Source organism: Dyadobacter crusticola DSM 16708 (assembly GCF_000701505.1).
Taxonomy (GTDB): domain Bacteria; phylum Bacteroidota; class Bacteroidia; order Cytophagales; family Spirosomataceae; genus Dyadobacter; species Dyadobacter crusticola.
In genome coordinates, this window is the sequence record NZ_JNJB01000017.1 from 22,698 (window position 1) to 47,760 (window position 25,063).

The 25,063-nt window shown below is 46.9% G+C and carries 23 protein-coding genes; 17 read left to right on the forward strand and 6 right to left on the reverse strand.

The window, feature by feature from the left end; translation table 11 throughout:
* Window positions 1–55: 55 nt before the first annotated feature.
* From Q369_RS0118875 to Q369_RS0118890, 4 genes are all read left to right on the forward strand, one after another.
* On the forward strand, window positions 56–1,549 hold the full coding sequence (locus Q369_RS0118875; RefSeq protein WP_031529343.1) for a TolC family protein: 1,494 nt from the start codon (window positions 56–58) through the stop codon (window positions 1,547–1,549).
* A gap of 52 nt (window positions 1,550–1,601) precedes the next feature.
* Complete coding sequence (locus Q369_RS0118880; RefSeq protein WP_031529344.1) at window positions 1,602–3,023, forward strand: efflux RND transporter periplasmic adaptor subunit; 1,422 nt, start codon at window positions 1,602–1,604, stop codon at window positions 3,021–3,023.
* A 166-nt stretch (window positions 3,024–3,189) separates the two neighbouring features.
* Window positions 3,190–4,197 (forward strand): NAD(P)H-dependent glycerol-3-phosphate dehydrogenase, encoded by a 1,008-nt coding sequence (locus Q369_RS0118885; protein ID WP_031529345.1) that lies wholly within the window; start codon window positions 3,190–3,192, stop codon window positions 4,195–4,197.
* A gap of 59 nt (window positions 4,198–4,256) precedes the next feature.
* Window positions 4,257–5,372, forward strand: coding sequence for a sialidase family protein (locus tag Q369_RS0118890; RefSeq protein ID WP_031529346.1), 1,116 nt, complete (start codon window positions 4,257–4,259; stop codon window positions 5,370–5,372).
* On the opposite strand, the gene Q369_RS0118895 is transcribed toward Q369_RS0118890, so the two are convergent.
* Window positions 5,369–6,511 carry a DEAD/DEAH box helicase gene (locus Q369_RS0118895; RefSeq protein ID WP_031529347.1) on the reverse strand — a complete coding sequence of 381 codons (1,143 nt, stop codon included), beginning with the start codon at window positions 6,509–6,511 and terminating at the stop codon, window positions 5,369–5,371. The genes Q369_RS0118890 and Q369_RS0118895 overlap by 4 nt on opposite strands.
* Window positions 6,512–6,635: 124 nt before the next feature.
* Between Q369_RS0118895 and Q369_RS0118900 the strand changes: the two genes are divergently transcribed.
* The 8 genes from Q369_RS0118900 to fabF all read left to right on the forward strand — a co-directional run bounded on the left by Q369_RS0118900 (window position 6,636) and on the right by fabF (window position 13,762).
* On the forward strand, window positions 6,636–8,231 hold the full coding sequence (locus tag Q369_RS0118900; protein WP_031529348.1) for a serine hydrolase domain-containing protein: 1,596 nt from the start codon (window positions 6,636–6,638) through the stop codon (window positions 8,229–8,231).
* Between the two features lie 25 nt (window positions 8,232–8,256).
* A complete protein-coding gene (locus Q369_RS0118905; RefSeq protein WP_031529349.1) occupies window positions 8,257–8,811 on the forward strand; it encodes a DUF2911 domain-containing protein in 555 nt (184 codons plus the stop codon).
* Window positions 8,812–8,874: 63 nt separating this feature from the next.
* On the forward strand, window positions 8,875–9,312 hold the full coding sequence (locus Q369_RS0118910) for a DUF6841 family protein (RefSeq protein ID WP_031529350.1): 438 nt from the start codon (window positions 8,875–8,877) through the stop codon (window positions 9,310–9,312).
* An 83-nt stretch (window positions 9,313–9,395) separates the two neighbouring features.
* Window positions 9,396–10,664, forward strand: a complete 1,269-nt coding sequence (locus tag Q369_RS0118915) for a PQQ-dependent sugar dehydrogenase (RefSeq protein ID WP_205624339.1) — start codon at window positions 9,396–9,398, stop codon at window positions 10,662–10,664.
* 132 nt (window positions 10,665–10,796) lie between these two features.
* Window positions 10,797–11,384: a TetR/AcrR family transcriptional regulator gene (locus Q369_RS0118920; RefSeq protein WP_031529352.1), complete on the forward strand. Its 588-nt coding sequence runs from the start codon at window positions 10,797–10,799 to the stop codon at window positions 11,382–11,384.
* Window positions 11,385–11,445: 61 nt separating this feature from the next.
* Window positions 11,446–12,192: an SDR family oxidoreductase gene (locus tag Q369_RS0118925; protein ID WP_031529353.1), complete on the forward strand. Its 747-nt coding sequence runs from the start codon at window positions 11,446–11,448 to the stop codon at window positions 12,190–12,192.
* Window positions 12,193–12,241: 49 nt separating this feature from the next.
* Window positions 12,242–12,475 carry a DUF2798 domain-containing protein gene (locus Q369_RS0118930; RefSeq protein ID WP_031529354.1) on the forward strand — a complete coding sequence of 78 codons (234 nt, stop codon included), beginning with the start codon at window positions 12,242–12,244 and terminating at the stop codon, window positions 12,473–12,475.
* Between the two features lie 36 nt (window positions 12,476–12,511).
* Complete coding sequence (fabF, locus tag Q369_RS0118935) at window positions 12,512–13,762, forward strand: beta-ketoacyl-ACP synthase II (protein ID WP_031529355.1); 1,251 nt, start codon at window positions 12,512–12,514, stop codon at window positions 13,760–13,762.
* A gap of 3 nt (window positions 13,763–13,765) precedes the next feature.
* Here fabF and Q369_RS0118940 read toward each other — a convergent pair whose 3' ends face one another.
* Complete coding sequence (locus tag Q369_RS0118940) at window positions 13,766–14,563, reverse strand: Cof-type HAD-IIB family hydrolase (protein ID WP_031529356.1); 798 nt, start codon at window positions 14,561–14,563, stop codon at window positions 13,766–13,768.
* A 72-nt stretch (window positions 14,564–14,635) separates the two neighbouring features.
* A complete protein-coding gene (locus Q369_RS0118945) occupies window positions 14,636–15,337 on the reverse strand; it encodes an outer membrane beta-barrel protein (RefSeq protein ID WP_031529357.1) in 702 nt (233 codons plus the stop codon).
* Between the two features lie 173 nt (window positions 15,338–15,510).
* On the opposite strand from Q369_RS0118945, the gene Q369_RS0118950 reads away from it, so the two are divergent.
* The gene (locus Q369_RS0118950) at window positions 15,511–16,410 is read left to right on the forward strand and encodes an EamA family transporter (RefSeq protein WP_031529358.1); all 900 of its coding nucleotides are present in this window, start codon (window positions 15,511–15,513) and stop codon (window positions 16,408–16,410) included.
* Here Q369_RS0118950 and Q369_RS0118955 read toward each other — a convergent pair.
* Window positions 16,407–17,036, reverse strand: coding sequence for a class I SAM-dependent methyltransferase (locus Q369_RS0118955; protein ID WP_031529359.1), 630 nt, complete (start codon window positions 17,034–17,036; stop codon window positions 16,407–16,409). The genes Q369_RS0118950 and Q369_RS0118955 overlap by 4 nt on opposite strands.
* A 13-nt stretch (window positions 17,037–17,049) precedes the next feature.
* Window positions 17,050–17,961 carry a UbiA family prenyltransferase gene (locus Q369_RS0118960; protein WP_031529360.1) on the reverse strand — a complete coding sequence of 304 codons (912 nt, stop codon included), beginning with the start codon at window positions 17,959–17,961 and terminating at the stop codon, window positions 17,050–17,052.
* Between the two features lie 125 nt (window positions 17,962–18,086).
* Between Q369_RS0118960 and Q369_RS0118965 the strand changes: the two genes are divergently transcribed.
* The 4 genes from Q369_RS0118965 to Q369_RS0118980 all read left to right on the forward strand — a co-directional run bounded on the left by Q369_RS0118965 (window position 18,087) and on the right by Q369_RS0118980 (window position 23,021).
* Window positions 18,087–19,628: a M20/M25/M40 family metallo-hydrolase gene (locus Q369_RS0118965; RefSeq protein WP_031529361.1), complete on the forward strand. Its 1,542-nt coding sequence runs from the start codon at window positions 18,087–18,089 to the stop codon at window positions 19,626–19,628.
* Between the two features lie 125 nt (window positions 19,629–19,753).
* Window positions 19,754–21,142: a leucyl aminopeptidase family protein gene (locus Q369_RS0118970; RefSeq protein ID WP_031529362.1), complete on the forward strand. Its 1,389-nt coding sequence runs from the start codon at window positions 19,754–19,756 to the stop codon at window positions 21,140–21,142.
* 125 nt (window positions 21,143–21,267) lie between these two features.
* Window positions 21,268–22,482, forward strand: coding sequence for an ATP-grasp domain-containing protein (locus Q369_RS0118975; RefSeq protein WP_031529363.1), 1,215 nt, complete (start codon window positions 21,268–21,270; stop codon window positions 22,480–22,482).
* A 53-nt stretch (window positions 22,483–22,535) separates the two neighbouring features.
* Window positions 22,536–23,021 carry a hypothetical protein gene (locus tag Q369_RS0118980; protein ID WP_031529364.1) on the forward strand — a complete coding sequence of 162 codons (486 nt, stop codon included), beginning with the start codon at window positions 22,536–22,538 and terminating at the stop codon, window positions 23,019–23,021.
* A gap of 219 nt (window positions 23,022–23,240) precedes the next feature.
* Here the strand turns inward: Q369_RS0118980 and Q369_RS0118985 are convergent, their stop codons facing one another.
* Entirely contained in the window at window positions 23,241–24,764 is a 1,524-nt protein-coding gene (locus Q369_RS0118985) for a tagaturonate reductase (RefSeq protein ID WP_031529365.1), read from the reverse strand.
* Between the last annotated feature and the right edge of the window lie 299 nt (window positions 24,765–25,063).

Genomic DNA, 25,063 nt, shown 5'->3' on the forward strand with positions numbered 1-25,063 from the left:
GATGGTTGTTTTTTATGCTAAACGCTAATATTGATCAACTAACTCTGGACGGCCCATGTTAAAATCGTTACGAAATTCCGCACTATCGTTCTTCCTCGTTTGTGCAATTGTTCCAGTTGAAGCTACCTTCGCGCAAAAAGATGTAAATCAGCCTGCTAACACTTATTCTCTTGAAGATTGCATTCGCATCGCGCTTGAAACCAATCCGCAGATCAAACAATCAGAGCTGACGGTCCAATCCAACGATAACATTTACCAGCAATCCAAATGGCAGCGCTGGCCGAGTATCAGTTTCAGTGCCGGACAAGGTTTTAGCTTTGGTCGTAACATTGACCCGTTTACCAACCAGTTTGTCCAGCAGAATATCAGCTCCAACAACTACCAGCTCGGCGGTCAGATTACCCTTTTTAATGGTTTTCAGATCAAAAACAATATCAAATTCAACAATGCGAATTACCAGGCCAGCGCCAAGGACCTGGACGCTACGCGGAACGATATCATGCTGAATGTGTCGCTGGCTTATCTGCAGGTAATTACCAATCAGGAACTGATCGACGTAGCGCAGTTACAGGTAAATGCGTCGCAATTGCAGGTAGACCGGACTGCGAAGCTGGTAGAAGCAGGTACCCTCGCTGAAAGCAACCTGCTCGATCTGAAAGCCCAGCTTGCCAATGATGAGCTTACACTGGTAAATGCACAGAATAACCTCGAAACTGCCAAGCTGAATTTGAAACAATTCATGAATATGCCCGGCAGCGAGCAGATCAATGTGGTTAAAATTGAAGTAAAAGACCCGACTTTGCAGGCTTATGATGCCACGATCCAGGAGATTTATGAAACTGCATTGAACAACCTTCCCCAAATGAAAGCCGCAAACCTGCGCATCGAAGCAGCAAAAACAAATGTGGATCTTGCACGCGGAGCAGGAATGCCCTCGCTGACATTGAGCGGAGGTGTTTATACCACATTTTCCAGTGCCGCTCCTAAGGAAAGGTTTGTTTCCGATGGTTCGGGAGAGTCTATCACCGAGGTAGTATCTCAAACTGATTATATCATATATAACGGGGAGCAGTTACCCATTGTGCAGCAGGTGAAAACATCGAACGGCGCATTGCGGACCTTTACTTACCTGGACCAGTTGAACTTTAACAGAAACTCGGCGATAAACCTGAACCTGAACATTCCAATTTTTACAAACTTCCGGGTCAAATACAACGTTGCGAATGCCAAGATCCAGCAGAAAACCTACGAATACCAGGCGCAGCAAGTCCAGCTGACAATCCGCAAGAACGTGGAGCAGGCATATATTGATATGACCAATGCGGCCAAGCGGTATTCCGCCACGGCAAACCAGGTAAGAGCATTACAGGAAACATTCCGCGTTTCGCAGGTGCGTTTTGATGTAGGCGCAATCAACTCAGTTGAGTTCAACATTGCCAAAGCCAATCTCGACCGGGCAAATGGCAACCTTGTCCAGACCAAATACGATTATGTTTTCAGGACCAAAATCCTGGACTTCTATATGAACCGCCCGCTTTCAGATTTCTGATCGCGTTACTCTCCCATTCCACAATCAACCATTAATTGTAATCTAAAATAGCATGGCACGTAAATCTTCAAAACGAATCTGGTGGATTACAGCTGGTCTTGTCCTACTTCTCGCTGTCGGTCTCTTCGGGGCTAAAAAGGCGGGATACATCGGCAAGCCAAAAACCACAGAGGTTGAATATGCAACTGTGGGGAAATCGGATATTGTGGAGCGCGTGACTGCGTCGGGGAAAGTGCAGCCCGAAGTGGAAGTAAAATTAAGTCCTGACGTTTCTGGTGAGATCATCAGTCTGAATGTTGCAGAGGGCGATTCGGTAGTGAAAGGTCAGCTCCTTTTGAAAATCCGCCCTGACAACTATGAGTCACTGATGGCCCGCGCGCAGGCAGCGGTGAATTCCAGCAAAGCCAATTATGAGCAAACCAAAGCAATGGTAGCCCAGGCCGAAGCGAGATTGATCCAGGCCAAAGCCAATTTTGAAAGAAACAAAAAGCTTTACAGCGACAAGGTAATATCGGCCGCAGACTTCGAGCAGTTCTCTTCGACTTTCGGGGTAGCCCAGCAGGATGTAGAATCCGCCAAGGCAAATGTATCAGCCGCGTTGTTTAACATCAAAAGCGCTGAGGCAGGCTTACGAGATGCAGCTGAAAACCTTCGCAAAACAAGCATTTTTGCGCCGGTGAGCGGGATTATTTCCCTTCTGAATGTAGAAGCCGGCGAGCGCGTTGTGGGAACTTCTCAAATGGCGGGTACCGAAATGATGCGCATTGCCAATTTAGCAAATATGGAAGTGCGGGTAAATGTTAACGAAAACGACATTGTGCGCGTTTCGCTGGGCGATACTGCCGAAATCGACGTGGATGCATACAGTGCATCAGGTCGGAAATTCAAGGGAGTAGTGAAGGAAATTGCCAACACAGCAGCCGGACTTGCATCTGCATCGAGCACATCGGCAGCAAGTACTTCGGCCGACGCAGTAACTGAATTTGAAGTGAAAGTAAAGATCCTGAATGATTCATTTAGTGACCTGATGGGGTCCCGCTCCAAAAAATCTTATCCTTTCAAGCCCGGAATGACGGCCTCAGTGGATATCATCACCGATCGCAAAAACGGGGTAATTTCTGTACCGATTGCTGCTGTGACAACGCGTTCCAACACGCCGCCGGCTGGCTCGCCCGCAGGGCCACCGCAGGAAAACGAAGGCGCAGAAGAAAACAGTAACAAGCCGAAAAAGGAAGTTGTTATTAAGGAAGTTGTGTTTCTGGACGTAAATGGAAAAGCTGAAATGCGGGAAGTGAAAACCGGTATCAGCGACTTTGAAAATATCGAAATTTTGTCCGGACTGAAAGCAGGCGACAGGATCATATCGGGGCCGTACATAGCGGTATCGAAAAATCTGAACAATGGTGATCTCGTCGAGAAAAAGAAAGAGGAGGTGAAAAAAGACGAAAAAAAATCAAATGAAAACGGGAACTGATACGTTCTAAAAAAGTAATAAGTTCGATTTAGTTTAGGTTAAAAAGGAAAATCCTTGCGGCTTTGCTGCAAGGATTTTTTATTTTGACCCGGAAACTTCCCATTTTTAAGCGCTGGCTGCCGATATTTGCTTTATTACATGGCACCTGTTTTGAAGCGTTTCTTTCATGAGTATCTCAAATGGAGTTAAAATAGCCGTCATAGGCGGAGGCAGCTGGGCCACTGCGCTGATCAAGATTTTGTGCGAACAAAATAACGTGCAGATCAGGTGGTGGCTCCGCAATCAGAAGGATATCGATCACATCCGCAAGTACCACCATAATCCGAGCTACCTCAGCGACGTGGTGCTGCAACCCCGGAAAATCAAGGTTTTTGAGAAAACAACAGATGCAGTTAAAGGAGCTGATTACGTGATCCTGGCTGTACCTGCGGCTTTTATAGAAGACGCACTGCACGATTTGACATTAAAACATCTGCAAGGCAAACGCATCGTTTCTGCGATCAAGGGTATGATCCCCGGACAAAATATACTGATCACCGACTGGGCTTCGGAACGGTTCGGGATCAACTTGAATGATACTTGCGTGATCGCCGGTCCGTGTCACGCCGAGGAAGTGGCGCTGGAAAAACAATCCTATCTGTCTATCGCTTCTACCGAATGTCCGGCGGCTGAGGATTTTGCCAAATTGATGACCTGCCGGTACGTAGCGGCCAATCCGTTAGACGATCTGTACGGGGTGGAATATGCCGCCATTATGAAAAACATCGTTGCGCTTGCCTGTGGAATCACCCACGGACTTGGTTACGGTGATAACTTCCAGGCTGTACTGGTTTCTAATGCAATGCAGGAAATCGGCAATCTGGTTACTGCACTGGACAAGCGCGAGCGTAACCTGAGCTCTTCCGCCTACCTCGGCGACCTGCTTGTTACCGCTTATTCGCAGTTCAGCCGCAACAGGCTTTTTGGAAATATGATCGGGCGCGGATATAGCGTAAAAGCTGCCCAGCTGGAAATGAAAATGATCGCAGAAGGATACTACGCCACGAAAAGCATTTTTGAGATCAATAAGCTTTTTCAGGTTAATCTGCCCATTACGCACGCAGTTTACAGGATCTTGTATGAAGAGCAAGCACCGGGGCTGGTGATGGATGATCTTAAGAAATTACTCAAGTAAGTAGCCTGATCCGGCTTCGTGCCGGTATCTTTTCTACCATTCTTACACCATAATTCATCATGCGGATCAAACAAAATGTTGCTACGGGCATCAAAACTGCTCTTTTATTTGGAACAATATTGCTGACTTCCTGTAATTCCAACAAAACCAACAGCGCCGATGGAGCGGCGGCTGATACACTTGCGTCAGAAAAGGAATTTGTCTTCGGCGACAATCGTCCTTTTGCCCAATGTCACGCTTCTACGCTGGTGCGGCTCAATAATGGCGAGTTTCTGATTGCCTGGTTTGGGGGAACGGAGGAGAAGAATCCCGATGTAGGTATCTGGCTGTCAAAAGGTCGGCCAGGTAAATGGAGCACTCCGGTGGAAGTAGCCAAGATCCGCGAAGACGCGCATTGGAATCCTGTTTTGCAAAAAACGGCGGATGGTAAGGTTTACCTGTATTTCAAAGTAGGAAAAGAGATTGCACACTGGGAAACCTGGGTTAAAACTTCCGACGATAATGGAAACACCTGGTCAGAAGCGTATGAGCTGGTGAAAGGCGACAGGGGTGGGAGAGGTCCTGTGAAAAACAAGCTGATCGAATTATCAAATGGCGACTGGCTGGCCGGCTCTTCCAATGAAGTGAACCGCTGGGAGGTATTTGTCGACAGAAGTACCGACAAAGGAAAAACCTGGAAAGCAAGCCCGTATTTCAAAATTGATACAACAGAAATTAAAGGCAAGGGCGCAATCCAGCCCACTTTGTGGGAATCCCAACCTGGTAGTATTCACATGCTGGTGCGCACTACCGGAGGTGTAATAGGGAGAAGTGACTCCAAAGATCTGGGTAAAACCTGGTCTGAAATCAAAAAAACTAGCCTTCCAAATCCGAATAGTGGAATCGACCTGGCTAAGCTGACCGACGGTACTTTGGTGCTGGCCTACAATCCCGACGATGAAAACTGGGGTTCGCGGTCGCCGCTGTCGCTTATTCTCTCTTATGATAATGGCAAAAATTGGACGGACAAAACGGATATCGCCACTGGTAAAAAGGAAGATGAATATTCCTATCCGGCGATCATCAGCTTCGGCGATTCTGTGGCAGTTACCTATACTTATAACCGCCAGAAGATTGCTTTCTGGTCGGGAAGCAAAAAGGATATTATAGAGCTGGCCAAGAAGAAGAAAAACTAGTATCCCATCAAATCCAGGTCGTAAGATTCGAACATCTCGACTTTCTTACCCATTTTCTTTTGGATGATCTTAAAATGGTGTACATCTTCGGGGCAGATCAGCGAAATGGCCTGTCCCGAAGCTTCCGCCCTTCCCGTCCTGCCGATCCGGTGTACATAATCTTTGGGAGAGCGGGGGAGTTCGAAATTGATCACGTAAGGAAGGAATTGAATGTCAATTCCCCGGGCTACCAAATCTGTCGCTACCAGCACAGTTAATTTTCCTGATTTAAACTTGTTCAAAGCCTCGGTGCGCGCGCCCTGGCTTTTTTTACTGTGCATTGCCATCGCCTGAATGCCGTTTTTATTCAGCTTGTCGACTAGATTGTCCGCAGTTCTCGTCGCGGAGACGAATACCAGGACCTGCTGCATTGCCTGGGTTTTGATGAGATATCTCAGTAATGGACCTCGGCGGTCAGGATCTACGAAATAGGCTGTTTGCTTGATCTGGTCAATGTTCTGCTCTTCTTCTGCAATTTCAATGCGGACGGGATCTTTGAGCTGTGTTTTGTTAATCTGGTCAATTTCATCGCCAAGCGTCGCTGAGAACAGAATGCTTTGTCGGTTTTTAGGAAGCAAAAAGAAGATATCCTTCATCTCGTCCGCGAAACCCAGGTTCAGCATTTTGTCGGCTTCATCCAAAACGAGGATTTGAGTCTGCGAAATATTGAGCGCCTTGTAGGAAAGCAGATCGAGCAGCCTGCCAGGCGTGGCGACAAGGATTTCTACTCCCTGCAAGCCGATCATTTGCGGATTAATCGAAACCCCGCCGTAAACCGCCATTGTCTTTACTTTCCTGGGCAGCCTTTCTCCGAAAGTTTGAAAAACAACACCAACCTGCACCGCCAGCTCCCGCGTTGGCACCAGTATCAATGCAGAAATGTGCCGGTTTGCGGCAGCTGGTTTATTTTGAAATAACTCAAGAATGGGTAATACGAAACTGGCTGTCTTTCCGGAACCCGTTTTCGCAATGCCGAGAACATCATTTCCTTTCAAAATAGCCGGAATAGCAGCTTCCTGAATCGGGTAAGGTTGAGTATAATTCTGTTCAGCAATTGTTTTTAGTAATGGTTCAGACAAGCCAAGTGTTTCGAAAGACATAAGTATTCAGCCAGTTAATCGATTTTTTAAAAAGAGGGTAAAGATACCATTACCTGCAAACATATTGGTCAAAACGTCTGCCGCGAAATGATATCCAGTATCACAAACATATATTCCTGATCACATGTCTTACAATCGCCGGGAGTTTTTACAGCAGTTAGGTTTAGGAGCGCTGCAGTTAGGTGTTTTAAGTTCAATCCCCGCAAATTCCTGGGCCGGCGCGCTTTCCTACGGCCAGTTACCCCGCAGTTCACCTGAATCCCAGGGCGTTTCGGGCAAAGGTATCCTCGACTTTGTGAATGCAGTCGAAGCTGAGAAGTTGAACTTACACAGTCTGATGATCCTGCGGCAGGGAAAAGTTGTAGCCGAAGGCTGGTGGGCTCCGTATAATCCTGAACTGAGACATACCCTTTATTCTTTGAGCAAAAGCTTTACTTCCACGGCGATTGGGCTGGCTGTTGCAGAGGGAAAGCTGAAAGCCGATGACAAGGTAGTTTCCTTTTTTCCGGACGAAAAACCTGCTACGATCAGCGGGAATCTGGCGGCAATGCGGGTGAAAGACTTGCTAAGTATGTCGACCGGTCACGATAAGGATACCACTGCTTCGGTGAGGGAATCGAAAGAGAAAAGCTGGGTGAAATCGTTTCTTGCATTACCGGTGGAGCACGCGCCAGGTACCCACTTCGTATACAATAGCGGTGCTACTTACATGCTTTCCGCAATCATCCAGAAGCTGACCGGACAAACTTTATTACAATATTTGAAACCACGGCTGTTTGATCCTCTGGTGATTGAAGGGGCGGATTGGGAGGTAGATCCGAATGGGATTAACACAGGCGGCTGGGGGTTGCGGGTCAAGACAGAAGATATCGCGAAGTTCGGCCAGCTGTACCTGCAAAAAGGAGAATGGAATGGAAAACAGCTTATTCCGGCAGCCTGGGTTGAAGAAGCGACGCGCTCGCACATTCAATCCAAAGGTGGATCGCGCCCGCAGGCTGAAAACGACTGGCTGCAAGGATACGGGTACCAGTTCTGGCGATGCCGGAATGGAGCCTACCGGGGCGACGGCGCTTACGGGCAATATTGCATTGTAATGCCCAAACAAGATATGGTGGTAGCAATCACCAGTGAAACCGGCAATATGCAGGCAATTCTGGATCATGTCTGGAACCACATTCTTAATGCTGTAAAAGATGGCGGCGTGCCTTCCGGGAAAGAGGAACAAGCGCAGCTGCAAAAGAAATTAACCAGCCTTGCGCTCCCGCAAACAGCCGGTAAACCTACTTCTGAGCTGGCAGGCAGCAAAGCTGAAGAGAAGAGTTTCAGCATTGCCGAAAATAGTTTGAAGATCAGTAAGGTATCTTTTGATTTCGACAAAGGCTGGTGTCTTTTCAGGCTGAAAGATGATCGGGGCGAGCACCTGGTTGTGAATGGATTGGGAAGCTGGAAAATAGGGTTGACAGACTTGTCTACCATGCCGCTGAAATTGGTACTAACCCCGGTACCCGGCGAAACGGAGACCAAAGTCGCCTGCAATGGGGCGTGGGTTGACGATAGTACCTTCGAAATGACGTGGCGGTTTATAGAAACTGCGCATTACGATACTGTCCGGTGCAAGTTTGAGGGTGAAAATGTGCAGATCGAGTTTAAAAGAAGTTTAGCAATACTTGGCAATACCAAAGACCAGCGCCCGGTACTGACGGGCAAAATGCTGGCTTAATCCTGTTTTTAACCAAAAACCATTTATGAAAAAGAACATTATCGTTACGTTTTTGCTTGTTCTGGCTGCATTCACTTCGCAGGCTCAAAAGTTCAGACCGCTGGATAAGAGTCCGCGTGATATCGCCTACTTCCCCGACCATTTTGCCCACGACCGGAAAGATGGTGAAAAGGCGCTTGTTAAGGTAAGTTACAGCCGGCCGGCCTTAAAAGGCAGAGAGGCATTTGGCAAACTGGAAGCTTACGGGAAAGTGTGGAGAACCGGTGCGGACGAAGCGACGGAGATCAAGTTTTATCAGGATGCAACATTTGGCGGGAAGAAAGTGAAAGCGGGTACTTACTCACTTTTTACGATACCGGGCGAGAAAGAATGGACTGTGATCCTCAGCACCGATCTCGATTACTGGGGCGCTTACAAATATAAAGAGGGGAGCGATGTATTGCGGGTAACTGCGACCCCCAAAGCTGCCGCCGAGCCGATTGAGAATTTCTCCATTGTTTTTGAGAAAGTGTCTGATACTTCGGCAAAGATGTTCATGGGTTGGGACAAGACTGTAGTTGAAGTGCCGGTTACGTTTTAGCCTTCGCTGCATATTGGCATAGTTCTTTGCCTTGTTTGTATTTACAATCAAGCCAAGAGGAAGATGGACGATATAAATGATAGTATTCAGGCGTTTTTTGAGGAATATGAAAAACGATTTGAAGAAGGTTTGGCAGGAAATGCAGTTGCAGAAGATACCGCAGAAGCTTTCTCCGAGTTTTTCGTTGAGGCAAGCCCGGCAGGGGTATCAGGCGGGAAAAATGACGCGCAGTTTTTGGAGGCTGTTCCAAAAAGATATGAATACTATCGGTCGATAGGGATCAGCAAAATGGAGATCAGGCAGGTAGATATCACCGAGCTCGATGATCTGCATTATCTCGTGGATGTGCGCTGGCAATCATTTTATGTCAAAGATGAAGCGGAGGGTTCCATTGAATTCAGTACGATTTACTTCCTGCAACATCTAAATGGCACGCTGAAAATATTCGCATTTATCACCGGAGACGAGCAACGCGTTTTAAGACAGAGTGGACTGATATAGATTTTTGCTGGCATTATTATTGCAAAGGCAGGTTGAAGGTTGAAAAACCGCAACCTGCTTTTTTTGCTAAAAACCAAACCAGTATGAACATTAAAAAACTCGCCGCGATATATCTCATGGCTGCATTTACTGTGGCCGGATGCAACAGTAAAGTTAGTGATAAGGAAAAGGAGGAAGCTGCGCAGGCTGGGCCCGACTCAGCTGAAACTGAAACAGGCAGTCTGACTTTGCCAGCCCCATTTACAACAGAATCTGTTGAAAACCGCCCTGAAGAAGCAGGCTGGCCAGAAGGTAAAATGCCAGTGGCTCCCGCGGGATTTGTGGTTACCAAGTATGCAGATAAGTTCGATAGTCCGCGATGGACTTACCAGGCGCCGAATGGCGATGTATTCGTGGCGGAGTCAAGTACCAAGAAAAGCGCCGACAGGATTACCATTCTTCGTGATGTTAACAAGGACGGAAAGCCGGAAATCAGGGAGATATTCATGGAAAAGTTGAATAAGCCGCTCGGAATGCTTGTGTTGAACAACTACTTCTATGTAGCTAATACCGACGGTGTTTTCAGGTATGCTTACAAGCCGGGGGATACAAAAATCACCAGCAAAGGTGAAAAGATCGTTGAGTTGCCAGCGGGCGGTTACAATAACCACTGGACAAGAAACCTGCTTGCGAATGCAGACGGATCAAAAATTTACATTTCAGTAGGTTCGGCCAGTAATGTAGCTGAACACGGGATTGACGAAGAAAAAAGAAGGGCTAATATCCTGGAAGTAAATCCGGACGGAAGCGGGGAGAGAGTTTATGCAAGCGGATTGAGAAACCCGGTCGGGATGGATTGGGCGCCTGGCAGCAATGTGTTGTGGACTGCGGTAAATGAAAGAGATAAATTAGGGGACGACCTCGTGCCTGACTATGTAACCAGCGTGAAGGAAGGTGGATTCTACGGCTGGCCGTATGCTTATTTTGGCCAGAATGAAGACCCGAGAAGAAAAGGAGAGCGGCCTGATCTTGTTAAAAAGACCATTGTGCCGGACGTTCCAGTTGGCTCACACACTGCTTCGCTTGGTTTAGCTTTCTATGACAAAGCAAAATTTCCGGCCAAGTACCAGAATGGCGCATTTGTAGGGCAGCACGGATCCTGGAACCGTTCAAAGATTTCGGGATACAAAGTGGTTTTTATTCCATTCAAAGGCGGCAAACCTGCCGGAGAGCCTGAGGATTTTTTAACCGGGTTTGTTGAAAGCGAAAAGAAAGTATATGGTCGCCCGGTGGGGGTCACTGTACTGGAAGATGGTTCAATGCTGGTTAACGATGATTCGGGTAATACGATCTGGCGCGTAGCCAGCAAATAATAGGCATCACGTAACTAGTGCAGCGGCCGGGTTCTGAACCTGGCCGCTTTTTTGTTTTCTAAAGATAAGTCTTGAAAAGTTTGGATAATTATACCGATCGGTATAATTTTGTTTCATCAACACAAAATGATAATGAGCAAGGCAGAACGGACACGGCAGTATATCATCGAAAAAACGGCACCAATTTTCAATGTGAAAGGTTTTGCCGGGACTTCTTTGAATGATATGATCAATGCGACCGGACTGACCAAAGGCAGCATTTACGGTAATTTCGAAAACAAAGATGATGTGGCACTGGCCGCATTTGACCATAACATCAAATGCATGTTCGCGGCGATTTCCACTGAAATGGACAAAAAAGACACTTTCAAGGAAAAGCTGATGGTGTATGCAGATGTTTACGAGAATTTTTTCCAACACCCTTTCCCTGCCGGCGGCTGCCCGATCCTGAATACATCTACGGAAGCCGACGATACTCACCCGGAGTTAAAACAAAGAGCCGCAGCAGCTATTAACAACTGGACAAACGCGATATCAAACCTGATCAAAAAGGGCATCGCCACAAACGAGTTCAATGCAAAGGTGGATCCCGACGAGGCAGCGATCAGTATCGTTGCATTGATCGAAGGCGGTATTATGATTGGTAAGGTGACTGGAAAACTAAATTACCGGAATGCGATTATGAAGTCTGTCAAGAAAATGATCGAGGATTTGGAATAAAAAATTTTGCCTAAAAATATACCGATCGGTATATAATATTTAACAATTAGCATGTAAAACAATGAAGACTACAGGAAACACTATTCTGATCACAGGAGGAAGTGCCGGTATTGGCTTTGAGATAGCAAAAGTTTTTTCAGAAAACGGGAACAAGGTTATCATCACCGGCAGGGACGAGGCGCGACTTGCCAAGGCTGCGTCACAGCTCAAAAATGCGACGCCAATTGTATCCGATATCTCCGATAAAAATGCTATTGCTGCTCTCGTAAATCGTGTCGCAGCCGATTTTCCGGAATTGAATGTGGTGATCAACAATGCAGGCCGCGCATTTTATTACAAGCTGGATGGTGACCAGGATGCAGCTTCCATTGCGGAAGAGGAAATGCTGACCAACTATTTATCCGTAATCCGGTTGAACCAGGCGCTGTTGCCAACCCTGAAAAACGCGCCTGACGCAGCGATTGTAAATGTATCGAGCATTGCCGCGATTGCGGCAAACCACCAGCTTGCCACTTACGCTGCAAGCAAAGCTGCGCTGCATTCTTATTCCCAGTCACTGCGCATTACGCTGGCCGGTAGTTCTGTCAAAGTATTCGAGCTGATGCCGCCTCTTGTCAACACGGAATTTTCGCAGGAAATCGGTGGCGCAAATGGTATCCCGCCTAAGGAAGTTGCGGACGAACTTTTCAATGCATTTGAAACAGAGACATTTGAAGTGCGCGTGGGGAACACAGAGTCGCTGTATCAATTATACCTGAGCTCGCCAGGCGAGGCGCTGCGGGCGATGAATCCGGATGTGAAATTCTGATCGGGCCGGTGCAGGCATTCTTTAATAAACAGGATAAAGTGGCTGAATTATGAGACAGAAAATAGCTTTCGCATTGGTACTGGGCATCATTACGACGGGTGTGATTTCGTTTACTTTGATTTCCGTAAATATTGGATTTGTTGCCAATTTTTTGGTGATTTGGCTGAAATCTTGGAGCATGGCCTACGTGATTGTTGTCCCTGTGATACTGATTTTAGGCCCGCGGGTGCAGAAGCTCGTGTCGGTTATGTTCAAAGATGCAGTGACTGAGGAGTTTGACTGATCAGCTCCGCAGTTGTCGAAAACGTTTCAAATTTTTATGAAAAGAGTAGTTGTTACAGGAATGGGAGTGATTTCTCCCCTGGGGAATTCGGTGGGCGAATTCTGGGAAAATATTGTGAATGGCAAAAGCGGTGCGGCTACCATTACGAAATTAGATGTTTCCAAGTTTAAAACGAGATTCGGCTGTGAGGTCCGGGACTTTAATCCGGAAGAATTCATCGAGAAAAAGGAGCTTAAAAAATACGATCTGCATACCCAGTACGCGATTGCTGCTTCCGATATGGCGATCAAAGATGCTGCACTGGATTTTGAAGCAATGGATATTACAGACCGCTACGATGTAGGTGTGATCTGGGCAACGGGAAATGGCGGAATGGGTACGTTTGAAGACCAGCTGCTCGAATTCCATGCATCGAACGGAGTACCTCGTTTCAGTCCGTTCTTTATTCCAAAGATGATTGTGGATATCGCCGCAGGTGTGATTTCGATCCGCCACAAGCTGCACGGTCCCAATTATTGTACCGTATCTGCCTGCGCATCTTCCAACACCGCATTAATCGCCGCCTTTGATACCATCAGAATGGACAAGGCGAAAGTGATGGTGGCTGGCGGTTCGGAAGCTGCCATTATTTATTCGGCACTCGGCGGTTTTGGCGCCGCACAGGCACTTTCCAAGCGAAACGACGATCCTGCAACCGCCTCGCGGCCATTCGACAAAGACCGTGATGGATTTGTAATGGGCGAAGGTGCAGCCGCATTGATCCTGGAAGATCTTGAATTTGCGGTTGCCAGAGGTGCAAAGATTTATGCTGAAATTGTGGGTGGTGGAATGGCGGCCGATGCTTACCATCTTACCGGAACTCCGCCCGACGGAATGGGTGCTGCGCTCGGAATGCGGAAAGCATTGAAAGAGGCAGGTATCACGCCCGACAAGATCGACTATGTGAATGCCCACGCCACGTCCACCGGACTGGGGGATATGAGCGAGCTGAACGGGATCAAGGAAGTTTTCGGCGATCACCCGGTTGCGATCAGTGCCACCAAATCTATGACCGGACACTTACTTGGAGCCGCAGGTGCGGTAGAAAGTATTGTCTGTGCGCTCTCTGTTCAAAATGATATTATTCCGGGAACAATCAACACTCAAAACCTGGATGAACACGTGCCCGAAGGGTTGAATATCATTCTTGGAGAATCAGTGAAACAGACTGTCAACTATGCGCTGAACAATACCTTTGGTTTCGGCGGCCACACAGCAACGTCCATTTTCAAGAAATACACTGCTTAGAAGTTAATCCATTAACTCCGTAAGTACCTCAACTACCCCGTTTTCATCGTTGCTTTTGGCGATGAAACGGGCTATTTTTTTGATGTCCGGATGTGCATTCGCCATCGCGTAGGAATATTCCGCTTTTGTAAGCATTTCAAGATCATTCAAGTAGTCGCCGAACGCCATTGTTTGTTCCGGCGTGATGTTGAATTTCTCCTGCAAAACCTCCATTGCGCGTCCTTTATTGGCTTTCTTGTCGGAAATGTCCAGCCAGATCGGGCCCGAGACTTTGACCTTCAATACATCTTCGTACTTCTTGTAATGCGGGTAACTATTAGCCTCTGACCCTGCCAGGTCGCATACGGTGAATTTGAGAAACTGGTCATCTTTTACTTCGAGCAGATCTTCAACGATCTCGTATCTTTCAAAGTAAAGTTTCAGATGATCTATAAACTCCTGATCGTCATTTTCAACATACGCTTTTTTCTTTCCGCAAATAATCGGGTAGGTATTCGGAATGCCGCGTGAAACGGTGACCAGCTCTCTTACCAGCTCCGGATCAGTAGCCTGAACGTGGATTTCTTCATCTTTGTAAACAACATAACTTCCATTCTCCGCTGCGAAAATGACCTCGTCACAAACTTGCGCCAGCGTTTTTGTAAGATTGAAATACTGCCGCCCGCTTGCTGCTACAAAAATGATCCCGCGTTCTTTGATCTTTCTGAAAATGGGGTAAAAAGACTCGTGCAGTTCATGTTTAGAGTTCAAAAGCGTACCGTCCATATCGGTCGCAATCAACTTAATATCAGAAAAATTCATACCGGTTTCAATGTGTTTACCTGATCAATGAAGGTAATTGTACCGGCTTAGGTTCCAGTCCGACTTTGTTTTTTAGAAAAGGCGGTACTGAACGCCAAGTCTGATCACGTCCATGTAAGCTCTCGGATTGCCGCCGTCGTAATTTCCCATCCAATTTTTCAGCCCGTAAGAATATCCTGCAGTTAAGCTCAGTTTGTCTGAGCCCACTTCCAATTGTAATCTCGGCCTGAAATCAAGTCCCGGAATGATATCGGTGTTATCATAATATCTCTTAAAAACATCTGGTGCCGTATGTTTATGGTAACTATCGAGCCCGATCCCGAAATCTGCACCGGCTGAGAGCCCGATGTGTAAGTCGTCCTTTACATTAAACTGGTAACCTGCATGCGGGAATATATTCGCAAAATGGTTGTAGCTCACGCTCTTGCCGCCGGCGATTTGCATGATCATATCGTCCAGCTGTAATTCTTCTATGGTCGCTTTCGTCCTTAAAAGCTCATAACCCAGATCGAGCCCGAGCAGTACATTGCTTTTAAATTGTTTTTGAAGCACAAGCCCGGCCCCGTAGGAAACCGCATTCTTTGCGCCAAACGAGTTTGCAGAACTCCCTTCGCACCTGCAAAACGGTCCTCCCGTGCGAATCGAAGTAGTTTTAACAGCCGATACTCCGCGAAACGAGCCCAGGCCGCCATTGAGATAAACAGACAATGAAGTTTTTTGCGCTAATGCAGGTTGCAGGAGAAAAGGAAAGAGGAGCAGGTAGATCAGTTTCATCGGGTTAGTTTTAAGTGGTTACAAAAACATGAGTTACTCAGCGCGGGAATGGTTGGAATAACCGGAAACTAATATCGCGAGGCATGAAGGACAATTTTCCACGAGAGCGAAACCTGCATTCTTTTTTTACTGTTGAAAAACTACCGGTGTTCTCCGGCTGACTTTTTTGTTGCATGAAATTTTCAAAATACTACCTAGCGGCCTTCATTTCCTTTGTGATCTGGGGGTTTTTCAGTTTAGCGCTCAAACCGCTTGCCGCCTACGCTTCGCTTGATATCCTTTTCTACCGCGTTTTTCTTTGTGCGGTGATCATGGCAGTGATCAGTTTCTTTGTCAGAGTGAAGGTTTTGAAGGAAAATGTCAGGCTGCTCCGCGCATTACCTGCGAAACAGCGGTTCCGGGCTGTGTGGCTTACATTGCTGGGAGGTATATTGCTGACAGCCAACTGGTTTTTTTTCATTTACGTGATGAACCACATCAGCATCAAAGCCGCTTCGTTCGCTTACCTGGTTTGTCCGATTATGACGACCGTAATCGCCTACTTTGTGCTGAGCGAGAAGTTGAGCAAGTGGCAATGGGTCGCTGTCGGATTAAGTATTTTTAGTTGTTTGTTGCTGTCTTTCAATAATATAGCAGATATAGCTTACAGTTTGATCGTAGCAGGATCTTACGCACTTTACCTGGTCAGTCAGCGGAAGAATATCGGACTGGATAAATTCCTGGTGTTAACCGTTCAGATCCTGTTTTCAGCGTTACTCCTGCTGCCATTTTATCCGGCATACAGCGAAGGTATCCCTACCGAAGTATCGTTTTATGCATTGATTTTTGTAATTGCGGTCCTGTTTACGATCGTGCCGCTTTACCTGAATCTGTACGCATTGCAAGGCGTAACTTCCTCTACAATGGGCATTTTGCTTTACATTAACCCGCTGATGAACTTCGCAATCGCATTGTTATATTATCACGAAAACATCAATTCCATTCAGATCATCGGCTACTCACTGATCCTGGTTTCCATTGTTGTTTTCAATGAAAGGTTCATCTTCGGGCGGCGGCGGACTGCGCTGGTTTAAGGTTTTTGGTAAACCTGCGATTGAATAAACTTTTGATACCAAAATGCGGTGAAAAGCGTGCGGTAACCTGCACCTTTGAAAAGAGAGACCGTGTCAGGAAGCTGACTTGCTTCTACTTCGGAAAATAATTTGAAAAACAGGTACATTGATTTGAGCAGCCACGTCTTCCATGACAGGCTGCTTTTTTTATCAATATAAAAATCTGTAAAAAGCCACTTTCCACCAGGATGAAGCAATTCGTCGAGCTTTTGAAAAACCCGGTCTGCTTTCTCCTGCTTGAAGTTGTCAAAGAGAAAAGCTGTAATAATTACATCGAAATGCATTGTTGAATGATAATCCTCAATTGCTGCATGCACAAATGCGACTGCGTTTTTGCCTGCGTGCCGCTTTTCGGCTTTGCGGATCATTTTCTCTGAAATCTCCACATAAGTAATGTGCAGTCCGGCCGGGTACCTTTTCGCAATCGCTTCCAGGATACCACCGGTACCGCCTCCCGCGATCAGGATTTTTGCATTCTCTGGAATGTAAGGAATAAGTGCCTGCTGCGCCTGAACTTGCGCATTCCGGAATACAATCCTGCTCAATGGATCGTAAATCCAGGCGACTCGGTCGTAGTTGTTTTTCACGTTTCAGAAGGTTTTAGTTTGTGAAAAAGCTTCCGGCAATGCCACAAATGGCTTTTACCAACAGTAATCCGTCGATAACAATCAGGTAAAACAAAACACTTTTGGGTTTTTGCAGCGTAAAAGCAACAGCCAGCAGACTGACGAACGGAAGGAGGTTAAAGAGGATAGTCGGCGTACTCAGGCGGCGGAACAATGCGAAGGTGAGATAGGACACTAGTCCGACCAGCAGTAGTGGCACCAGTACATAAAAGATCGTTTTCCTGAGTCCAAACCGCACTGCAAAGGTTTTCAGCTGAATGTTGGCATCGTCGGCATAATCTTTCATGTCAAACATAATTGCGTTCACTGTACAGAACATCCAGTTTTTGACAAATAACCAGAACATAAATATCGGTTCCTGCACGGATACGCCCTGTTCGATTTTCAGCATTGTAATCGGGAAAATGTTTACAAAACCTGCCCACACAAATCCGATTACGAATGCTTTGAGCCAGCCTGTATTTCTCAGATTGAAAGAGATTACCGATTTGGGAAGCAGACCGTAATACAACAATGCAGCCAGGGGCACCGCCGTTAACACCAGCCAGTTGACGAGCGGCAAGTGCCACAGCTTTGAAAAATCTTTTACCAAAAACCACACCGACAATCCCGCGCAAACTGTAAACAGTACAAGTTGGCTGCTGCGAATGAAACGATAGTGGCTCCGGTACCATTCCGTTCTTGGATTATCTGAAAATGAAGAGCTTGGAGCGGTGGAGTAGGCGATCGTATAATAGAAGACAGTCGCGCAGAAAATCAGAATATAGTAGGGGGTTGAGTTGAATGGCAAACCCAGCTGAAACATCGTTTCCAGCGACAATGCGACAGCAAGTGCCCCGACAAAGTAGTTGGCAAAAAAGATAAAAGCTGTCAATCGCCTGAACATCACAAATAGCAGTTTTCTGCCTGATTATAGAATTGTAACAACGACTTAGAATTTTCCAAGACCACATCCAAACCTCACGGGTATTTTATACATTAGTTTTACCAATCATTGTTAAATCAACATTTATGAAGAAAATTTCCCTGATACTGATCTTAACCTTTCACGTACTTGTCAGCTACGGTCAAAAAGACCCTATTGTTGAAAATATCGTTAAAGAAGCAACAGATAATTCACAACTGGAAAAGCTGGCGCACGAATTGATGGACGTAATAGGTCCACGCCTGGTAGGCTCGCCGCAGATGCAGCAGGCACACGAATGGGCAGTTGAAAAATACAAAGGCTGGAACATCGCTGCCAGGAATGAAAAATGGGGAGAATGGCGCGGCTGGGAGCGCGGCATTTCGCACATTGATATGGTGGCGCCACGTGTAAAGTCTCTTGAAGGAATGCAGCTTGCTTGGAGTCCGGGCACTGGGGGGAAAGCAGTTGTGGCGGACGTAATCATCCTGCCCGATGTAGCCGATTCGGTTGCATTTCAAAAATGGCTTCCATCTGCTAAAGGAAAGTTTGTGATGATCAGCATGCACCAACCCACAGGTCGGCCGGACTATAACTGGGAGGAGTTTGCGACGAAGGAGTCTTTTGAAAAGATGAAGAAAGACCGCGACGCAAAAACGGAAGCGTGGGCAAACCGGATCAAAAAGAGCGGTTATAATGCGCGTACATTGCCGGTTGCACTTGAAAAAGCAGGAGCCGCAGGTATTGTAATGAGTTATTGGTCAAAAGGTTTTGGTGCCAATAAAATCTTCGGCGCGTATACCAAAAAAATCCCGACTGTGGATATCTCTCTGGAAGATTACGGCTTGTTGTACAGGCTGGCTGAGTCGGGACATACTCCGAAGATCAGCGTGAGGGCAGATGCCAAAGAAACCGGCGTAGCCCAGACATTTAATACTATTGGTGAAATCAAGGGTACAGAAAAACCTAATGAATACGTGATGCTTTCAGCGCATTTTGACTCCTGGGACGGAGGTACCGGCGCTACTGATAATGGTACCGGAACCATTGTGATGATGGAAGCAATGCGAATCCTCAAAAAAGTATATCCAAATCCAAAACGCACGATACTGGTAGGTCACTGGGGTAGCGAAGAGCAGGGCCTCAATGGTTCGCGCGCATTTGTGGAAGATCATCCCGAGATCGTTCAGAACATTCAGGCGCTTTTTAACCAGGATAATGGAACAGGCCGCGTGGTGAGCTTGCAGGGACAGGGTTTCCTGAATTCTTACGATTATCTCGGCCGCTGGCTGTCCAAAGTACCTGAATCGATCAAGGCACCGATCGACACGCGCTTCCCGGGCGCACCTGGCGGCGGCGGTTCCGACTTTGCTTCGTTCGTGGCAGTGGGCGCGCCTGCATTCTCGCTGAGCTCATTAAACTGGTCTTATGGAACATACACCTGGCACACCAATCGCGATACTTATGATAAGATCATATTTGACGATGTAAGAAGCAATGCGATACTGGCTGCGATTATGGCTTACCAGGCCAGCGAAGATCCTGCAAAAGCATCGAGGGACAGAGTTGTGCTGCCATTAAACTCAAATGGACAGCCTGGTACCTGGCCGGAGCAAAGAAAGGCAACGCGACGGGGTGGAATGGAGTAGGGGCGCTTCGACTGCGCTCAGCGTGACAAGCTAAGGCTCCGGCGGTCCGGTGCGTTCAGCCGGACAACGCTTCGACTGCGCTCAGCGTGACAAGCTTATTATTGTAAAGTTTTATTTAAAAGAATATGCGGATAGAGCACGTTTTTGATGGGGGTGAGGGGTTGCTGGTTGTGCGGAGTTTTGAGCAGGGTGCCGAGCCTGGGAATCAGTTGATGTTTAGGGCTGAGAAAGGGGAGTTGTGGTGGTTTTCGTCCAATGAGCTTTGGCTTGGTCTGGGGAAAGAGCCTAAGTTGTCTGCTTTGATCAGGATTTTTCGCTTACTTTTCTTCAAGCGGAAAGACCGCTGGCCGGAGCATATCGTGCTGGATGCAAAAGGAAGGAGCCCGGAATGGATCGAAAATGCAATCATCGGGATTATTCTGGGTGGTTATAACCTGCAACTTTATAAAACCGAGCCGAAACCTTTCAGTGTATTTTTCGAAAGCGGCCTGTTACAGATCCTGACGGAAGATGGGACTTCAATAGAGGAGACGATCTCCTCAGCACAGAAAACGGCATTGGTGCAGCTGCGCATCATGGACTTGATGAATGCGCCTGGTAACTATAAAACACCCGAAAGTTTAGGCGAATGGGCGAAAAAATCAGGGGCGGCAAATGGATACAGCGTTTCTGTTTTTGACAAAGAGAAGTTGCAGGAGTTGGGTATGCATGCATTGCTGGCTGTGAGCAAAGGAAGTGCAAAGCCGCCCGTTATGATCGTGTCGGAATATGTGCCGGCCAATTATACCAAAACAGTGGCATTGGTAGGAAAGGGTGTCACCTTCGATACAGGTGGCATTTCCATCAAGCCTTCCGCCAATATGCATTTGATGAAAAGCGATATGGGCGGTGCCGCGGCGGTACTTGGTGTGGTGGAACTTGCGGCACAACTCCAACTCCCTGTCCGCATTATCGGCATTATACCTTCTACCGAGAACTCGGTGGACGGTGCAGCGATGAAACCCGGTGATGTGATCAGTTCTTATTCCGGCAAAACCATTGAAGTTATCGATACCGATGCGGAAGGTCGCCTGATCCTCGCCGACGGACTTAGTTATGCAGTCCGCAATTTTCAGCCGGATATTTTAATAGATCTTGCCACATTAACAGGAAGTGTAATCCAGACGCTCGGTTATGAGGCGGCTGGTCTTTTTACCCCGAACGATAACCTTGCGACTGACCTGGCCAGGGCAGGAGAAGCAACTGGTGAGCGCTTGTGGCGGTTGCCGGTCTGGGACGAATACAAAGAGGAAATCAGCTCGGATATTGCTGATGTAAAAAATTACCACGGAAAGCCGCTGGCTGGTGCGATCGTCGCAGCCAAGTTTCTGGAAGTATTCACAGATTCACATGCCGCGTGGGCACATCTTGACGTTGCGGGAATGGCATTTGGCGACACGGAGTTTGCGCCTGGCAGAGCAGGTACCGCTTACGGGATCCGGCTTTTGAAGCAATATCTCACTGCATTAAGCTAGCATTAACCGCTTTGCTGGCCTGTTTTTTGCTGTAATGTCACTCAAATTTAACTGTGGCTTTACTTGCCAGACTGCTTCTTTTTGCTAGATTTACCGATGCTACTTTCCATCATAACCAGTTGTTTATGGTCCGACCGCTGACATTTCTCTGCATTTCCACTTACTTCAAAGGCAACGATTTTCTCACGGCCTGCAAAGAGGCAGGGAATAAAGTTTTTTTGATCACTGCAAAAAAACTTGAAAACAAACCCTGGGCGCGTGAGGCTGTCGATGAGTTTTTTTACGTGCAGGAAGGCGAGGACGGAACATACAATATGTCAGAGATTATCAATGGTTTGGCTTACGTAATGCGGAGCCGGCCCATTGACAGGGTAGTAGCACTGGATGATTTTGATGTTGAAAAAGCAGCCCATATCCGCGAGTATTTCAGAATTCCGGGGATGGGGCAGACCACCGGGCGGTATTTCAGGGACAAGCTGGCTATGCGTACCAAAGCGGCAGAGTCGGGAATCTTAGTGCCTGCATTCTCAGCCCTTTTCAATGATGAGCAAATCAATTTGTTCATCGAAAAATATGCTGGTCCCTGGATGATCAAGCCACGTTCCGAAGCCTCTGCGACCGGGATCAAAAAGCTGGAAACCGCAGAAGAACTCTGGGAGACCATTCACCAGCTCGGCGACAAGCGGCACGCTTACCTGGTGGAACAATTCAAACCAGGCGATGTTTACCATGTCGATTCGATCTCGTACAATGGCCGGGTTATTTTTTCGTGGAACAGCAAGTACCTGGCGCCTCCATTTGATGTGGCGCACGGCGGCGGGATTTTCAGGTCAGTGACGGTTCCATTTGATTCCGCGGAGGATCACGCGCTGGAAACGCTCGCCATTGATTTGTTAAAAGCATTCGGTTTGAAACACAGTGCGTCGCATACGGAGGTGATCCGCTGTTATGAGGACGGTAAATATTATTTCTTGGAAACATCTTCCCGCGTGGGAGGTGCCAATCTTTCGGAAATGGTCGACGCTTCTTCCGGTATAAACCTCTGGAAAGAATGGGCCAAAATGGAAACTGCCGAAGCAAAAGGCGAAAATTACAAGCTTCCCCCGTTCCGCAAGGAATACTCCGGCATCATCATTTCACTTGCAAGGCAGGAGTGGCCGGATCTGACGGTTTTCAACGATCCTGAAATCGTTTGGCGCATGAATGAACCTTACCATGTCGGGCTGGTTGTCCGCTCCAAATCCCACGATCGTGTCATGGAGCTGCTTGATAAATATGCAACGATCATTCAAAGAGATTACCACGCTTCTGCACCAGTGCCTGTTCGGCCGACTAACTAGGTTTCCGGTCTACTATTACTGAATAAACTCAATACTATTTTAATTGCACACCTATGGTATTAGATTTCAAAACAGTTCAAACTCTCAAAGAACTTGAGCAAGTGGAATGGTTTACAAGGATAGGAGTAAATGATGTACAGCATGCAGTAGTGTTGTCATCGTGGGACGAGGCGATCGTGTTCTGCTCCTCTGACGAATGGAATAATTTGCAATTAGAGGCAGCAAATAGACTCCGTGAAAAAATTTTACAAATCTCGAAAGAGAGATTTAGGCATTGGAATGAGTTAGTGCGGGAAGCTAAGAAAATGACAGAGCCTCTAGTTTCGAGGAAACTGAAAAATGTTATTATGGCAAATGCCCTTCCCATGACTTTTGTTGAAACAGTCAAGTGGGATATCTTGCATTTAGCTATGGAAGCTGAGTTCTCAGATCTCCACCCACCTGGATTCTATGCTAGCCAGGCGTATTGGTATCGACAAGGTCATTTTCCTTGTGGGTGGCAAGGCGACTTTCCGGGCGGTCTACAAGTTGTTTTTTAGAGTTGATCGCGAGGAAAATGTCAGGCACTGGTGTACTGTATTGATTTCGAAGTATGAAATATAAACGTTTCTAAGTTAACTCGTATCATCTTTTTAGATATACAAATCTTTGCAATACAACTTCTCGATTTTTTAAATGTGTAGTTTATTATCGCTCAAATAAAATATTAGTTCAAGGCTCATTAACTGAAACAGTTTGAGCAGACAGTAGCTCTTGCCTCAAACAAACTCAGCTTTTGCAACAAACATTTTCAGGCTTGATGCTGCTCCGTTTTGTTTAAGGGATTGTAAATGTCCAGCGATTGCGGTGATTAGGGATTCTGCTTTACTCAGATCTTTACCCCAGATTGAAGAGTCTTTCAAAATACTTTTTACCATTTCATTAAGTGAACCCATTTGCCATTTTTGGTGAAAGAAGGCGGCTTTTTCGTCATTGATCAGGTAGTATTCGCCATTTGCCTGACCGTAATACTGATCGCTGTCTCTTCTGCCAGGTTTCATGTACCAGATATAAGCTGCGTAGCCAAACGCGACATGCTCTGGAAATGTACCCCGGTTTTTTTCATAGTTGAAGAACACAGGTGTTACGCGGGCAAGTATTTTTGCCGAATAATTCTGCGCGATGTTTAGCCATTGATGTTGAATGTGCGGGTTTTTAAAACGTTCTATTACCTGCATGCTGAAATTGGCAGCCAGCCCGTCTGGAAGTGGGTAGGGGATAGCCGGTGCTATTTCGGTGAGCATCAAGTCAGTGATGAATGCAGCGAAGTCCGGGTTTGACATTGCTTCTGCTACCGTTTTGAAGCCGCACAAATGCGCGAGCCCGCTGCCCATTGTATGTGCGCCATTGAGTAAACGTAATTTCAGCTCGCGGTAAAGCTCGATATCCGGCTCAATTACAAGCCCCTCGTCAATTCCGTAAAACCCGATTTTCTGCCTGATCGTCTCGTCGCCTTCTATCGCCCATAAATGGTAATGTTCGGCTGTGATCAGCAGTTCGTCTTGGTAGCCCAGTTCTTCTTCCAAAGCTTTATGGGTCGTTTCCTCGGGTTTGCCGGGTACAATGCGGTCGACCAGCGAGTTGCAGAAATGGTTATGTTGTTCAATCCAGTCGATGAATGCGCCTTCAAGACCATTCCGATGCGCGAGTTCCAGAACGATAGCTTCCAGTTTGCGTCCATTATCAGTGATCAGCTCAGTAGGAATAATTACCACGCCGTGCTCCGGACTACCTGAAAATGCAACATAGCGCGCGTAAAGGAAGGCAAGCAATTTTCCTGGAAATGAAACGGGCGGCCACTGGTAAATATCGTCCTGCACAAGCTGAATGCCAGTTTCGGTTGTATTGGAAATGACGATGCCGATCGCAGGATTGCGGGCCAGATCGAGTACGAGCGACCATTGTGTTTTGGCATAAATCACCCGGCTGATCGCCGATGAAATAATGTTTTCCGCCTCGGGTTTACCATTAAGGGTACCTCTCGTGCAAAGTGTGTAAAGGTTGTTTTGCCGCTCAAATGCTTTCAAATCACCTTTGCTGGTGGATTTTACAACCACGATCCGCCCATTGAAAACGCCCTGTCTGTTCGCTTTATCAATGAAGAAATCCGCAAGCCCGCGCAGGAATGCGCCGGTACCGAACTGGAGTACTTTCTCTGGTAGCTGAAAAACGGTATCCTGGGGGACAATCACGTCCGGGTGGTTCCTCAGCTGGCGGAGCTTTTCCCTGAAAAGATAATTCATGGCAGTGGAGTTATTAGTTTGGCGATGGCGGAAGTCGGTCGCTGATTTGCTTTTTGGTTTGGCTTTTTCGGGGTAAGACCTAAATTTAGCGTCTGTTCTACTACGACTACATCTGACCGAGTTTAGATTGAATTATTAGCAATATCAAATATCAAATTGTCTTTTTTTGTGCAATCGTTATCGGGAACGTTGCCAGCAAGCAGTACAAAGCCCGGAACTTATCCTCTATTTAACTTGCCGTTTTCTATTTAGCATTCAATCTTTTAGATGTTAATGGCTGGGTATTGAATAAAACTTGG